The organism is Flavobacterium sp. 316 (assembly GCF_000967805.1).
In the GTDB taxonomy this organism is placed as follows: domain Bacteria; phylum Bacteroidota; class Bacteroidia; order Flavobacteriales; family Flavobacteriaceae; genus Flavobacterium; species Flavobacterium sediminilitoris.
Genome location: NZ_JYGZ01000007.1, coordinates 251,621 through 266,127, shown reverse-complemented (window position 1 = coordinate 266,127; position 14,507 = coordinate 251,621). Strand labels below are relative to the sequence as shown.

Genomic DNA, 14,507 nt, shown 5'->3' with positions numbered 1-14,507 from the left:
CATTGGCAATAATTTTCTTCTTTGTTAAATCAAGATTTCGATTTTTCTACTCTTAAACCTCGTATTTGGGACAAGGATGGAGATAACAATATATATATATTCCCGTAGTTTTTGCTCGATGAACTAAATAGTTGCAAAACCCTAAACTAACACTATTTATTTTGGCACTCAAACTCTACTGATTTTAATCGATTAATTACTCGTAAACTGAAAAACTAAGATTCAACACTAAACACTGAAAACAAACTCATCAATTGAGTACTACATCAAAAGGCATTCCAATTTATCAAAAAAAACACTCTTGACTCGTTTTTGAATGGTTTTGACTGGTTTTGACCGGTTTTGACGTATTCTGATGTATTAAAACCAGTCAAATAAGGCCTTTGTTCGGAGATTGTTCGGAAACGCTAGCGTCAAGTAGCGGTAAACAGGCACTTTTTCGCAACAACTTCCGAACGAAACTGCTACTTGACTGCTACTAAACCCAAAAAAAGAGAGATCATTTACTAAAAACCAAACCCTATTTTAACTTCAAAGAGGCAATGCTTGCTGTCTCCTTCATAATTAACAACAAAACAGAGACGCATGGCAATGTGTTTCTACTTGTAATGGCTCTTTTTTAATTATTAATTGTGGATAATTAATAATTAAAATACAAACTTATTATTATAATGCAAAAAATTTGAATTACATGTTTTCTAGGGTGTAATAGAAAACAATATTATATTAAATCTGCGACTCTTTTTCTTCGTGATGTGCTGTAATGTGTGAATTAAAACCTTGCCTCTATACTATTAACCGAGTCGATGGCTCTAAAACTTATAATTAATAACATGTTTTAAAAATACAAACAAGATGCTTCACAGGATAACAAGATTAAGAATTAATTATGTTAAGCCTATTTTATATCCCTATTTTTGCAATGAAAATATTAATTTCAGAAAAAAATGACTGCATTTCCTGTTACATCTTCTACTCTTTCGGCAAAAGAATTAGGCTTATTCATCATAGAAAAATACAATCTAAATAAAAACGGCTCTTGTGAGTTGTTTAGAACAGGAATTAATCATACTTATTTTATTACGGAAAATGAAATAAAATATGTTGCACGCGTTTATAGCTACAAGTGGCGTTCTAAATCGGAAATTCTTGCAGAAATTAACGTATTAAATGTATTAAAAGAGCATGCTATCAACATTTCTTATCCTATTGCAGATAAAAAGGGAGAGTATATTCAAGAAATAAATGCGCCTGAAGGAACTCGATATCTTGTTCTTTTTTCCTTTGCAGAGGGAAATAAGGTTAGGTTTATAAATAACGAAACTTGTTTTTCTATTGGTTCAATTATGGCAAGTATTCATACTAAAATGTTTGACAAAGAAATTAACCGAATACATTATAATTTAGAAACACTACTTGAGCTTCCTTATGAATATGCAAAACCTTTCTTTTCTGAAACATTAGAGGAAATGAAATTTATAAAAAAGCAAAGTATAGAAATTAAAGATTATTTTGATTTGAACGAATTAAAAAATATCCCAAAAGGAGTTGTTCACATGGATATTTGGTATGATAATATGAGTATTACAACGCAAAATGAGGTTACCATATTTGATTTTGATTTTTGTGGAAATGGTTATTTAATTTTTGATGTTGCTTATTTTTGCAAACAGCTATTTCATATTGAAACTGATAAAAAGGAATATGAATCTAAAATGAAGTCTTTTTTAAATGGATATGAGAGTATTAGAAAACTAACTAAAGAAGAAATGCTATTAATTCCTAAAGCTGGTGCTGCTATTTGGATTTTCTATCTTGGCGTTCAATCTCAACGATTTGACTGGTCGAATATTTTTTTATCTGAAAATTATTTAAAAATGTATATTGGTAAAATGAAATCTTGGATTGAATATCATGAGTCTTAAAGAAACTTAGATATTCAATATCAATCAATTAAAATTTATTAAAAAAGCTATTCTCTATTTCAAGAACAGCTTTTTTTCTTTTATTAAAATTCAAAGCTCAATCCAAACTCATGTGTTCCGTTATCATATTTATTTATATCACTTAGGTTAGATTCATAAGCGTAACCTAATTTAAGTCGGTTTTTTACCGTTATGTATAAAAGTCCGCCTATAGCTCTATCTAATCTATAATTTACACCTACATCAAATTTTTTAAAGAATTCGAAAGTCCCTGTAGCATCTGTGATTATTTCTTCCTCTGATAAACGCACTAAAGTAGACGGGATAAACTTAATGTCATTTGATATATTAAAATGATATCCTCCACTTACATAGAGTTGTGCTTTATTATTAGCTTGGGTTACTATTCCATTTTTATCTGCTACACGATCTGTTTCAAAAAGTCTAGGAACAGATAATGATGCAAAATATTTTTCGTTTTTTAAGTAAAAACCAGCACCTATGTTTGGGTTAAAATAATTGGCATTTTGAGAAAGAAAAGGATCTACTGGTAAACCGAGCCTCTCAAAATCAATATTTACAAATGTTCCTCCTGCTTGAATTCCAAATAATAAATCGGTTGCTTCTCCTACTTGTATTTTGTATGAAAAAGTGGCAAACAAAGAAGTAGTTCGTTCAATAAAAACTTTATCTGCTATTACAATAGCTCCTAAATTCATTTTATCCTTTATTGGAACTCCTAAACTGATACTTTGTGTTTCTGGAGCGTTATCAATACCTAGAAATTGGCTTCTAAAATTGGTTTTTATTGTCACTTTCTCATCAACACCAAAAGCTGCTGGATTAAAAAAATTAGTTGTATAACGATACAGGGAATAATTTGGTTCTACCTGTGCCACTGCGTTTGATGACGTGATGAAAAGGAATAATATCGAAAAAAATATTTTATATAGTTTCATTTTATCTTTTATAAACAATTAGTAATTAATGTATAACCATCCTTTAATGAATAAGGATCCATCTCCAAAAATATTAATGCTAAAATAGTAAGAACCTACTGGCACTAATTCTCCTGATCCATTTCTATTTCCTGCCCAATTATTCTGATAATTAGTAGCATTGTAAACAGCAACACCATTTCTGTCGAAAACTTCTATTTTTGCTTTTGGAAAATTGGTAATATTTTCAATAACCCAAGTGTCATTCTCTCCATCGTTATTTGGTGAAATACCTAAAATTGGTGTAACATCTGGATTTAATTCCGTATCACAAGAATCTGCAATATTATCTAAATCTAAATCGGAACCAGTAAACGACACATAAGCAGTAGCGGTATTACTATTCCCATTAACATCCGTAATTATTAATGTAACTAACTGATCTTCATTAAGTATTGGACAATTAAAAGTAGTTATACTTAATGCCATGTTTGCAATACCACAAGCATCATAACTTCCATTGTTAATCATTTCAGGAGTAATTGTAACAGTTCCAGAACTGTTAAGCTCTACACTAATATTTTGGGTAATTACTACTGGACTTTCATTATCTTCTACTGTTACAAATGCATTTGCACTACTCGTATTTCCACTGGCATCAATTGCTGTAAGTGTTACTAAAACTGGAGTTCCAACATCTGAACAGTTAAAAGTGGTTCTATCTAAAGTTAACGAAGCTATTGTACAATTATCATTACTTCCATTATCTATCATTAATGGTGTTATACTTGCATTTCCCGAAGTGTCTAATGAAATAGTTATATCTTGAGCAATTGTTGTAGGAAGTGCTATATCTGTAACTGTAATCACTTGTGTACAAGTAGCTGTGTTTCCTGTAGCATCGGTTGCTGTCCAGGTTACTGTAGTATCTCCTATTGGAAAAGAAGATGGAGCATCATTACTTACTGTTGGTACTCCGCAGTTATCGGTTGCAGTTGCAGTGCCTATTGAAGCTGTTGATGTACATTCTCCTGCATCTGTGTTTATTGTAATAGCTACTGGGCAAGTAATCACTGGATTTTCATTATCTACAACAGTTACTAATTGCGTACAAGTAGCTGTGTTTCCTGTAACATCGGTTGCTGTCCAAGTTACTGTAGTATCTCCTATTGGAAAAGAAGATGGAGCATCATTACTTACTGTTGGTACTCCACAATTATCGGTTGCAGTTGCAGTACCTATTGAAGCTGTTGATGTACATTCTCCTGCATCTGTGTTTATTGTAATAGCTACTGGACAAGTAATCACTGGATTTTCATTATCTACAACAGTTACTAATTGCGTACAAGTAGCTGTGTTTCCTGTAACATCGGTTGCTGTCCAAGTTACTGTAGTATCTCCTATTGGAAAAGAAGATGGAGCATCATTACTTACTGTTGGGACTCCGCAGTTATCGGTTGCAGTTGCAGTGCCTATTGAAGCTGTTGATGTACATTCTCCTGCATCTGTGTTTATTGTAATAGCTACTGGGCAAGTAATCACTGGATTTTCATTATCTACAACAGTTACTAATTGCGTACAAGTAGCTGTGTTTCCTGTAGCATCGGTTGCTGTCCAGGTTACTGTAGTATTTCCTATTGGATAAACTCCCGATGCATTATTTGTGTTTGTAAAATCGTTAGTGACATATCCGTTACAAGAAACAATTCCATCAGCCCAAGCTGTAGTTGTGTCACTATTGATTAAAGTACCTGTATAACCATTCCCAGTTGCATCATTTACAATAGTACTTCCAGAGTCTTCATCTAAATGATAGTAAGCTACTAAATTAGCATCTGTTTCTGAAACACAAATATTCATTGAAGCCGCAATATCTGCATTACTTCTTTCTTGATTCCAAATTCGTACCTCATCTATTTTACCTTTAAAAAATTGAGCACTATCCGTTCTAGAACCAATAGTCATACGATTATTATCTCCAAAAGTACTTGAACCACCACTAGCAGTATTTTGTAGTTCAACACCATTAATAAGAACAGTAATTGTTTTTGAAGTTGCATTCCATTTAAAAGCTAAATGTGTCCATTGATTCAAAGGGATACTATTTGCAGTATTTACACTATAAAAAGTGGAATTATCCCTTATAAACATATAAGGTACACCTAATGAGTTTATTAATATAGTTACAAAATTATTCGAATCAAATTGTGCAAAAAACAATCTACTGGTAGAAGATGATGTTCTATTAGCCCACATTTCAATAGTAAAATTATTTGTACCAATAGAATTAAATATAGTAGGAAGTGAAGCCATAATATGGTCATTTGTTCCATCCAGTTGAATAGCATTTCCATTACTGAAACCTTCAAAATCTGGAAATACTACATTGGCTTCACATTGCCCAGCATTATTATTTACTGTTACACTTTCTGGGCAACCTAAAACCTTAATATAAGCTGCTTTAGTAAGTGTTCTAGAACAACCATCAAGATCTGATACCGTTAAACTAACTGTATAATTTCCTGAAGTAGTATATGTATGAGAAGGGTTTTGTGCAGTTGAAGTTGGACTTCCATCTCCAAAATCCCATAGCCAACCAGTAGCTGGAGCCCCAAAAATAGTTGAATCAGTAAAAGTAACACTTGTATTCGGCTGTATTAGTGTTTGATTAGCTTGAAAATTAGGCTTAGCTCCAATAGCTTGTACCATATTTGTAAATACATCCGTATCAGTATTACCAAAACTATCTGTAACGGTTAAAGAAACAGTATAGTTACCTGTAGTATCGTAAGTGTGTGAAGGGTTTTGATCAGTAGAAGTCGTACCATCTCCAAAATCCCATAGCCAACTAATAATAGGTGCTCCATTATCCACAGATGCATCAATAAAATTGACAGATAAAGGTGCACAACCAAAATACCCTGATGCTGGCCCTCCAATATCAGCTACTGGAGCAGAAATTTTAATGTATGACACCTTGTTGATAACATGATTGATTCCAACATTTGTATCGTGTATCGTTAATTTTACTGTATATGCACCAAAACTAGTATAAGTATGAATTGGATTTTGAGCTGTGGAAGTACCTCCGTCTCCAAAATCCCACAGCCAAGTATCAGGAAAAACGGAATGATCTGTAAAAAAAACAGTATACGGTGTTGAATTACCTACTAATGGGCTTGCACTAAATTTTGCAATAACAGGATTCATTGTAACTTTAAAAGTACCCGTATTTCCAACATCAGCATCTAAAATCAAAGTATAATTTCCTATGGGTAAGGTTGAGGCTAATCGAGTTGTGGTTGTACTTACTACTAGATTATTGTTAGCATCTAATAAATACATACTCGTTTCTGTTCCTATAGTTTCTCTATTTAAAATGATTGCTAATGCCATTTCTTCATTTGTTGAAAATGAGAAGTAAACATCATTTCCTGGTCTACCAGAGTACGAATTCCCCGAACTGGTATTATCACCATTTCCTATTGTTAAATTAGCAGTAGTACCGCTAGTATTAATAACACCTAGAGGCGTAATGGTTTGGGCTTGTAGTATTACAATTCCCCAAAAGAAAAAGAATACTGCGGTTAAAGTAGTTTTTATACTCATAATTAACATTTTTTATACTACAAAAGTATTCTATTTATTTTATTACAAAAATACGTAGAGTATGTAATTATTACGTAGGATACGTATAATATGATATAAAAAAACCTTAACTGCTCTTGTATTAAGTGTTAAGGTCTTATTAATTAAATTATACGGAAATTAATTATAGTATTACAAAAAAGTATTATTTTCTTTCCCAACCACCTGCTGCACCACCTGCCATGAAACCTAAACTGCCCATGTTTACAGATCTGAAATCTCCTATGGGCATTCCATCTTTTCTGAAAAATATTATTCCTACTATTCCAAATTCTAGATTAACAGAAGTTAGTGCTATGGAGGTAGTATTACTCCAAAAATTATCCCAACTTTTATAACCTGTACCTAGTAGTCCTTCACATTTTAAATTGATAAGTCCAAAACCAAATACTCTATGCTCCCATACATATGGATATTTGTTCATGTCTTTAGGACTACATTTTAACTTACCATCAACTGCTACCATTTTTATTTCTAACTCAGCATCAATTGGGTCTAATAGTTTACTTCTTTCAAGCATATAGTTATCAATTTCATTATCAGTCATACTAACTTTTAATGTTTTTCTTATTAGCTCATCACCAGCTTCAATAAGTTTTGGATTTTGTTTTAGATCGTTCATATTTATTAATTTTTAAATTACATGTTATTTTATTTGTTGTTTATTAAGATGTATCGTGTTGTTATTCGTTAAACAATCATTTATTGTAGATTAAGGTTTAATATCAACTTAGTCTCTTAAAATCTTTTTGAATAATTTCTTATATATATACTAATTCACTTTTTCTGGTAACGCAATATTGTTCTGAAAAACAATGCTACTTTAATGATAATGCAATTTCCAATATTTATAAATACCATAAAATACGTAGGTTGAGCAATTATCTCGTAACATACGTATCTTAAAAAAGTATAAAAAACAAAAAGACCTTAAATACTATTTGCATTAAGGTCTTCCTAATTAATTCAAGTTACTAGTACTTTATATTTTAATAAGCTTTTTGGTTAATATTCCTTTATCTGTTGTTATTTTAATATTATAATTAGCCTGTTTTAAGTTTAAAATATCAATCTGAATTATTTCCAAACTATTTTCTATATTTTGTTTCTTTACTAAGCGTCCAGTAAGATCATAGATTTCTATTTTTTGAATAATAACTCCATTTGCAACTTTAATGTTTATCTGGCTTTTAACTGGATTAGGATACAGTAGCACATTATCTTTAAGCTCATTATTATTTAAACTTAGAGGGTTATTTTCATTTTTATACCAAGCAATCTTGTTATCACTACCAGATGCCGAGAGTATATCCATATCTCCATCTCCATCTAAATCTACGGCATAAATATTTCGAACTGCATCTGCACTAGTTGTTATAATTTGCTGAGTACCAAAATTACCCGTTCCATCATTTGCATACCAAGCCACTTTATCATCACTTGATGAGGCTGAAATTACATCCATATCACCATCACCATCTAAATCAGTAGCATAAACACCGTATGAGAAAAGAGCTATCGCATGAGGTGCAATAATTTGTTGGGAACCAAATGTTCCATTCCCATTATTTTTGTACCAAACTGTTCCAACGCTAGTTATTGCAACCAATACATCCTGATAGCCATCGCCATCTAAATCTTTTGCATATATACCTGCTACACTATAGCCAGATGTACTTATATTTTGAAGAGAACTAAAGTTTGCCAATCCATTATTTTCATACCAAATAACATAGCCATTTGAAGCAGCTAGTACATCTATATCACCATCATTATCCAAATCTGTTGTATATATTGCACTTCCAGTAGCCTCCGAACTTGTAACAATTTCTTCTGTCCAAGAGTTACCATTATTGTTATTTCTATACCAATAAATATGTCCTGTATTAGAGGATGTTGAAATTACATCTAAATCGCCATCGCCATCTATATCTGAAACATCGATTCTCCTTACTAAATTAGCTCGGGTTGTTATATTTTGTTGAGATCCAAAATTTCCCAAACCATCATTGGCATACCAAGCAATACGATCGTCTCTTGACGAAGCAGATATAACATCCATATCGCCATCATTATCTAAATCGGCAGCGTAAATGCCCCAAGCCTCATCTACACTTGTGGTAATAATCTGTTGGGCTCCAAAGTTTCCATTTCCGTCATTTTCATACCAAGCAATTTTATTATCATCTATAGAAGCCGATAGCACATCTAAATCTCCATCGCCATCTAAATCAGCAGAGAACACAGAAAAAGCTCTATTTGCATTAGTAGTAATTACATTTTGTCCATAATCAAAAGCTCCTGCACTATTCGGGCTTACCGCAGTTGTAAAACTAGCTACTACTCTATTTGTACTAGTTTTTAAAGAGATGCTAATAATTTCTCCTGGTTTAAAATCTACATTTGGATTAAAAGTGATTACGTTTGTATTTATTCCTGAGAAAGTTCCCAAAATTCTACCTGTTTGAGATCCCATTATTGTAACAGTTGCAGAAACAAATATTACAGGTGTAATAACGGCATCAAAAGTAATAGTTAAATTAGCGTTTACAGGTACATTTATGGCGTTCATAGTTGGAGAAGTAGCCACAATGTTTTGTGAGTAAATAGTATTTGATAGTAACAGCATCAAAACTAATGAAATGGATAATGAGTATTTTTTCTTCATTGTATCTTTTTTTTTAAAAATACAATGTTACTCTAAATAATAGTAGTACACCATACGTAGCTTGTGCAACTTTTTCGTAGTCTACTTAGTTGTTTTTATTATAGCTTTCATTACGTTTTTGAGAAGCTAATTATATGAAGATTTAATTTTTTAAAGAGGTTGCACAACAACGGTTACTGCTGTATGTTTGTCTTTTATAATTCAAATAATTTAATTACTTCGCTTAGTTCTTTACTTGAATATATACAGCCATTACATACTTTTATTGTTCCTTTTTTATGTGTTATATATTTAATTATTCCTAATTCTGTTTTATTTAGAACTATCCCCATTTTTTTTAATTTAAGAAGCCCCTCAACAGCATATATCTGTTTTTCAGCATTTGTTGATTTTAACCATTTTAAAATACTAATCTTGTCTTTTTTATCAACAAAACTGTTTAATTGCATTCTTTCACTTGAATACATTGCACCCGCTCCACAACTTCCACCATAAACAATATCAGCCATAAATAATTCACTTTCATTTAAATCAGATCCAAATATTTTTTTGAAATTATTTTTTATTTTTTTGTATTCTTCATCATTCTTGAATTTTTCAATAGAAACATAATAAGGTTCCCAACTAAAAGAATCTTTCCATTCATATTTAACTTTCTTGTTTTTTTGAACGCTAAATTCATAAAATATAATTTGATTTCCAGATGCAATTATTTTAACTTGAAATACTTCATATGAAGTAGTATTTCTTCCTTTGTTATCTTTAATATATTGTTTAAACTCAAAAATTCCTTCTTTATATTCATAAGTAATATCTCGTAAATATTTCCAATGTCCATTAAATACATCCTCTTCAAATTTTTGCTTGATGAAGTTTTCAAATTTTGATAATTCTTTTGCAGAAAGTATACTTTTAATATCTTCCTTTTTCTGAAAAAACAAATTAGAAATTAGAACCAAACTTATAATTATAACAAAACATATTAAAATTACTAAAGTGTTTTTTTTCATAAGGTGATGTACAACGATTTTGTATATAATTAGCGACATGTTCTAGCACCTAATTTAGCAAATAAAAACCAAATAGAAAATTCACGAGGATTTTTATAAAGAAGCTAGAACTAGCAATAAATTATATATGGTGTTAGGCAATGTAATTTTCTTTCCAACCATTAGTTTTGGCAATCAATTCTGGATATAGACAAGATGATTTTCCGTCTTGTGAAACCAAAATTTTAATTGAATCTCCAATTGATTTGTTATTTGTCAAAGCAAAATTATTAGTCCTTGATTTCGCAACGTTATTTCCATATTCATAATGCACATCCATTGACGAACCAAATTTCGAAAATGTGAAACCATTATTATGGCTAATTGAAATTATTTTACCTTCCATAATTCTACCTGTTTTATACAATGAGATTTCTTTATTTATTCGTGAGTATAGAAAATAGCAAAGAATTAGTCCAATTAAAAAGACAACTCCAGCTATGTAATACATAAAATCCATACTAAACGAATATTGCTCAAATTCTGTAGGCATTGATTCTTCATTCAAATGTTTAATTGGAATTAAATCTCCAATTTTTAAATTATCTGTTTTTTCTGGTTCAAAAACACTAAATTTTGATTCCGTTTTCTGTCCGTTGTTATCAAATTCATAAGTCAAAATTTGTGGATTATTTCCATTTATCGTTATGTTATCAATCCCTTTAATTCCAGTTAGAATTGCATTAGTTTTTATTCCATCAGATTGAATTTTTTCAGCGTTTTCAACAAATGGAAAACTATCTCTTAATGAATTCATCATTAAGCCCATCGGAAGAAAAAGAAGTAATGAAAATGCAATTCCTTGAAATGCAAAGAGTAGTAAAATTGGTCTGATTTTGGCTCTTTGCCAAATGGTTTTGAAGTTAATTTTTCTATTTATCAATGTCGTTTTCTTTATGTTGTCTAACGATTTTGTATATAATTAGCGACATGTTCTAGCACCTAATTTAGCAAATAAAAACCAAATAGAAAATTCACGAGGATTTTTATAAAGAAGCTAGGACTAGCAATAAATTATATACGGTGTTGCCAACAGGTTTTATTTTCAGTTTGTTTTCGCTCGTGTTTTATTCCGTTTTCATTGGCGTACAAATCTCTATTAGAAATCCGTTATTATCTCTTAAATATCCAACTTTTTGTCCCCAAGGCTTTTCGATTATTGGTTCAAATTCGGTTGCTCCAAAATTGATTGCGCTCTGAAAGTCCTTTTCAATATTTTCAGTCGTAAATACTAATTCTACTCCAAAAGGTTTTTGGGATTTTGATATTTTTTCAAATCCGCTTTTGAAGTTTGAGTTTCCTAATTCGATAGAAGCAAAAGCAATTGTAGTTTCTCCCAAAATCAATTCTCCATAATCACTTTCAGGTGTCAAAAATTTTCGGTTAAATCCAAACGCTTTTTCATAAAATTCAATTGTTTCGGACACACTCTCAACATAAAGTATTGTATAGGCGTATTTCATATTTTTAATTTTTATTTCTCATAATCTTTTTACTCGTTTTGCAGCTTGGTGAAGCGGCAGATTTCAAGGCGATTACTTTTAATTAAGTACTAAAGTTTAATTTGTAAAAATAACTTTAATTATATTACTAAACTTGCCATTTTGTAAAACTGCTGTTATCGCCCTTTCTGTCATTCGTGTTTTGGTTCGTTAAAGTCAAAATAATTGCCTTTTGTCTTGTCGAGTATTTCTGTTATGAGTTTAAAGTTTTGTTCTTTCGGTTTTAGATTTACATATTTGTCAACTATTGTTCTGTGCCTGTATATGATAAAAGTGTTCTCAACATTAGGATTTATTTTATTAAGGGTTGCTTCACTTTCGCTGTCGCTAAATGATGGAACAAAAGTCAAAGCAATCTTTTGAAGCCCTAATTCTTTACCTATCTTGTCTAACTCTGTATGACGTGTCTGCTTATTATAATTTTTCGAATTTCCATAAACAAAATATGCTTTAAGATACTTTTCTCTTGCTACACTTTCGTTGTCTAATTGTTTAAGTCATTTTTTGATGTCGTCCCAATTTGGATTATCACCAACAAAATATACAATCCCGTGATAACGTCCATATTTACAAACGGGGCAAGTTCTTGTCCCTTTGTCGGGTCCATATGCGTGAAATGGTATAAATGAAGGCTGATCTTCACCTATGTTTAAACCCGATTGAATGTCTGTTCTATTTTTAGTAGGATAATCGGGAATATTTAATCCTAATACAATGTTGTGCTCTGCAATTTGAATTTTACTGTCCAAAACCACTCTTAACAATTCAGTTCCTGCTCTGTCAAGTTTACCATACTTTTTCTTATGTTTTAAATACAATGGATCATCATCAAAATAAAGATCAGCATAATACTCGTTTGGAATGTCTGGTTCTTTTATAGATAAGTGAATGTGTTGCGGAATATTATCATTCGGATAAGCAGCCGGTCTTGAAGTTTTAATAGTGTAATTTCCATCTTTGTCAGATTTTACCCAACCTCGAAGTTTGCCGTGTTCCTTTGCTTTTTTAGGTGTCTGGTTACTTGATGAATACAATCCTTTATCATCTGTATGCCAATAATAGATGATGACATCAGATGCAGGTGTTTTCCCATCAAGTTGAAAAACTTTACCTGTCAAAATAAGTTTTTGTTTGTCTTCAGTCCAACCTAAACTCGTGTGCTCGGGCAGTATTTGTTCGGGCATTTCAACATACATCAATTCACAACCTTCACAGCCACCTCCAATAATTTTTTTATTGTCTATCTCAGATACATTCTGATTTTGACTTTTAGCGTTTGTTTGTCCATTGCAACTTATAAATAGTGTTAGAAGCAATAAGAATAGACCTATTTTATTCATTTGTTTCATTTTTTATCCTGTTTGCTTTATTTATTCCTTACAAACCTAAACTATTCTTTTTAGTCCATTCACTAACTCTTCTGTGGTGTGTTTTATTTGTTTTGTTTTGATAAAATTGGGGCTTTTTTGTGGTTCTCGATACACTTTTTATACAATTGCTACAAACGATTGTAACTGTTACGCAACAGCTACTTTTGTCGACTGTTCATTTTTTTATAGAGTCGGTACATTTTCTACTAAAATTTCATTCCCAGCCTTATCATAGTACGTGCAAGTCATTTTCTCAAGACTCACATTCCATTTTTCGATTCCTGCTTCTGCACAATGATTGCAAAATGTAAAATAATCGGTTTCTCCATTTTGGTGAATTTTTAAATATTCACCAAATTGGTCTTTATCAGAAATGTCTGTGATTTTTAAATTGTCGTATTTTGGTTTTGATTTAGTTTTAAATCCATTCTTTCCAAAATATATGGTATGACTGTCACAAACCCAAGTTTCAAAGGATATAACTCCTATTTCCTTAATTTCTTGAATATAATTTGGAAAATCAGCTCCTGATTTTACTTTCTCGTGTGCAGATTCTATTTGTTCTATTGTAAACATTATTTAAATTTTATTCCTTCTATTTATCAGCTTGTTTCTTCAATAATAGACAACGTTATATGTCTTACTATCAGTGGTATTGAATCAACACCAAGCCATTACAAATATAACAAAATTCCATTGAGCAACGGTTTTTTCGGTAGAAAAACCCAGAAGTAGCCATTGAAACAAGCTACTGTTAACCATAGTTACTTTTTCAAAAGCTTTTCAACTTCAGCTTTTAGTTTTTCCGGTCGTCTTTTCGGATTATATAAAGCTGGATTTCTTATCATAATAATTAACGAAGCAATTTCATTTTCGTTTAGTTCGGCTATTTCTTTTCCAAAATAAAATTTAGATGCATTTTTTACTCCTATTTGATTATTGACGAAATCTACAGTACTTAAAGTGTAATTAAATTGTTCCTTTTGTGAAGTCTCTTTTTCAATTTTCATTGCTAGAGACAATTCAATTCTAATTCTATTGATAAAAGTTCGGTTTTTCATTTTAGGAATATACATTTGTCTAGCTAGCCAAAAACTTAATGGTCGTCTAGAAATTTCTGAGGCAAATATTGACTTAAATAAATATTCTCCAGTTTTAGTTTCTAGAGAATTGTTATTATCTAAATCATAATATTTATAGAATAAATCGGGTAAATTTTCAGATTTTTTTATTTCAGAAAAGTAAGTTTGTAATTCATTTTCTGTGAAATCATATTTCCAAGCATTTATTAAAGAAAAATAAGCTATTAAAAAAATAACAGAAAATAAAATAAAAAGAATCCGAAATATTTTAATAATACGTTTCATTTTATAATTATGGAGTTGCTAATGGATGCTTACAGCATGA

General features: G+C 31.0%; 11 protein-coding genes. 1 reads left to right on the top strand and 10 read right to left on the bottom strand.

What is annotated here, in order from left to right; all coding sequences use genetic code 11:
- Positions 1-947 precede the first annotated feature (947 nt).
- The gene (locus tag SY27_RS16340) at positions 948-1,925 is read left to right on the top strand and encodes a phosphotransferase (RefSeq protein ID WP_045972324.1); all 978 of its coding nucleotides are present in this window, start codon (positions 948-950) and stop codon (positions 1,923-1,925) included.
- A gap of 83 nt (positions 1,926-2,008) precedes the next feature.
- Here the strand turns inward: SY27_RS16340 and SY27_RS16335 are convergent, their stop codons facing one another.
- From SY27_RS16335 to SY27_RS16290, 10 genes are all read right to left on the bottom strand, one after another.
- Positions 2,009-2,884, bottom strand: a complete 876-nt coding sequence (locus SY27_RS16335; RefSeq protein WP_082084380.1) for a type IX secretion system membrane protein PorP/SprF — start codon at positions 2,882-2,884, stop codon at positions 2,009-2,011.
- An 18-nt stretch (positions 2,885-2,902) separates the two neighbouring features.
- Positions 2,903-6,472, bottom strand: a complete 3,570-nt coding sequence (locus SY27_RS18355) for a PKD domain-containing protein (protein WP_052705396.1) — start codon at positions 6,470-6,472, stop codon at positions 2,903-2,905.
- 184 nt (positions 6,473-6,656) lie between these two features.
- Positions 6,657-7,133, bottom strand: a complete 477-nt coding sequence (locus SY27_RS16325; RefSeq protein WP_045972321.1) for a hypothetical protein — start codon at positions 7,131-7,133, stop codon at positions 6,657-6,659.
- Positions 7,134-7,493: 360 nt separating this feature from the next.
- Entirely contained in the window at positions 7,494-9,179 is a 1,686-nt protein-coding gene (locus SY27_RS16320) for an FG-GAP-like repeat-containing protein (protein ID WP_045972319.1), read from the bottom strand.
- 194 nt (positions 9,180-9,373) lie between these two features.
- Positions 9,374-10,189, bottom strand: coding sequence for a hypothetical protein (locus tag SY27_RS16315; protein WP_152640780.1), 816 nt, complete (start codon positions 10,187-10,189; stop codon positions 9,374-9,376).
- 133 nt (positions 10,190-10,322) lie between these two features.
- Positions 10,323-11,111 (bottom strand): hypothetical protein, encoded by a 789-nt coding sequence (locus SY27_RS16310; protein WP_152640779.1) that lies wholly within the window; start codon positions 11,109-11,111, stop codon positions 10,323-10,325.
- Between the two features lie 184 nt (positions 11,112-11,295).
- Positions 11,296-11,691 carry a VOC family protein gene (locus SY27_RS16305; RefSeq protein ID WP_045972314.1) on the bottom strand — a complete coding sequence of 132 codons (396 nt, stop codon included), beginning with the start codon at positions 11,689-11,691 and terminating at the stop codon, positions 11,296-11,298.
- A gap of 536 nt (positions 11,692-12,227) precedes the next feature.
- On the bottom strand, positions 12,228-13,070 hold the full coding sequence (locus SY27_RS16300; RefSeq protein WP_235271004.1) for an intradiol ring-cleavage dioxygenase: 843 nt from the start codon (positions 13,068-13,070) through the stop codon (positions 12,228-12,230).
- A gap of 213 nt (positions 13,071-13,283) precedes the next feature.
- A complete protein-coding gene (locus SY27_RS16295) occupies positions 13,284-13,676 on the bottom strand; it encodes a DUF1398 domain-containing protein (RefSeq protein WP_045972312.1) in 393 nt (130 codons plus the stop codon).
- A gap of 188 nt (positions 13,677-13,864) precedes the next feature.
- On the bottom strand, positions 13,865-14,467 hold the full coding sequence (locus tag SY27_RS16290; protein WP_045972310.1) for a transglycosylase domain-containing protein: 603 nt from the start codon (positions 14,465-14,467) through the stop codon (positions 13,865-13,867).
- Positions 14,468-14,507: the final 40 nt, after the last annotated feature.

Coding starts and splice junctions, on each gene's coding strand:
- SY27_RS16295 (WP_045972312.1), bottom strand. CDS start 13,676: ATGTTTACAATAGAACAAATAGAATCTGCACACGAGAAAGTAAAATCA.
- SY27_RS16290 (WP_045972310.1), bottom strand. CDS start 14,467: ATGAAACGTATTATTAAAATATTTCGGATTCTTTTTATTTTATTTTCT.
- SY27_RS16335 (WP_082084380.1), bottom strand. CDS start 2,884: ATGAAACTATATAAAATATTTTTTTCGATATTATTCCTTTTCATCACG.
- SY27_RS16300 (WP_235271004.1), bottom strand. CDS start 13,070: ATGAATAAAATAGGTCTATTCTTATTGCTTCTAACACTATTTATAAGT.
- SY27_RS18355 (WP_052705396.1), bottom strand. CDS start 6,472: ATGAGTATAAAAACTACTTTAACCGCAGTATTCTTTTTCTTTTGGGGA.
- SY27_RS16315 (WP_152640780.1), bottom strand. CDS start 10,189: ATGAAAAAAAACACTTTAGTAATTTTAATATGTTTTGTTATAATTATA.
- SY27_RS16325 (WP_045972321.1), bottom strand. CDS start 7,133: ATGAACGATCTAAAACAAAATCCAAAACTTATTGAAGCTGGTGATGAG.
- SY27_RS16305 (WP_045972314.1), bottom strand. CDS start 11,691: ATGAAATACGCCTATACAATACTTTATGTTGAGAGTGTGTCCGAAACA.
- SY27_RS16320 (WP_045972319.1), bottom strand. CDS start 9,179: ATGAAGAAAAAATACTCATTATCCATTTCATTAGTTTTGATGCTGTTA.
- SY27_RS16340 (WP_045972324.1), top strand. CDS start 948: ATGACTGCATTTCCTGTTACATCTTCTACTCTTTCGGCAAAAGAATTA.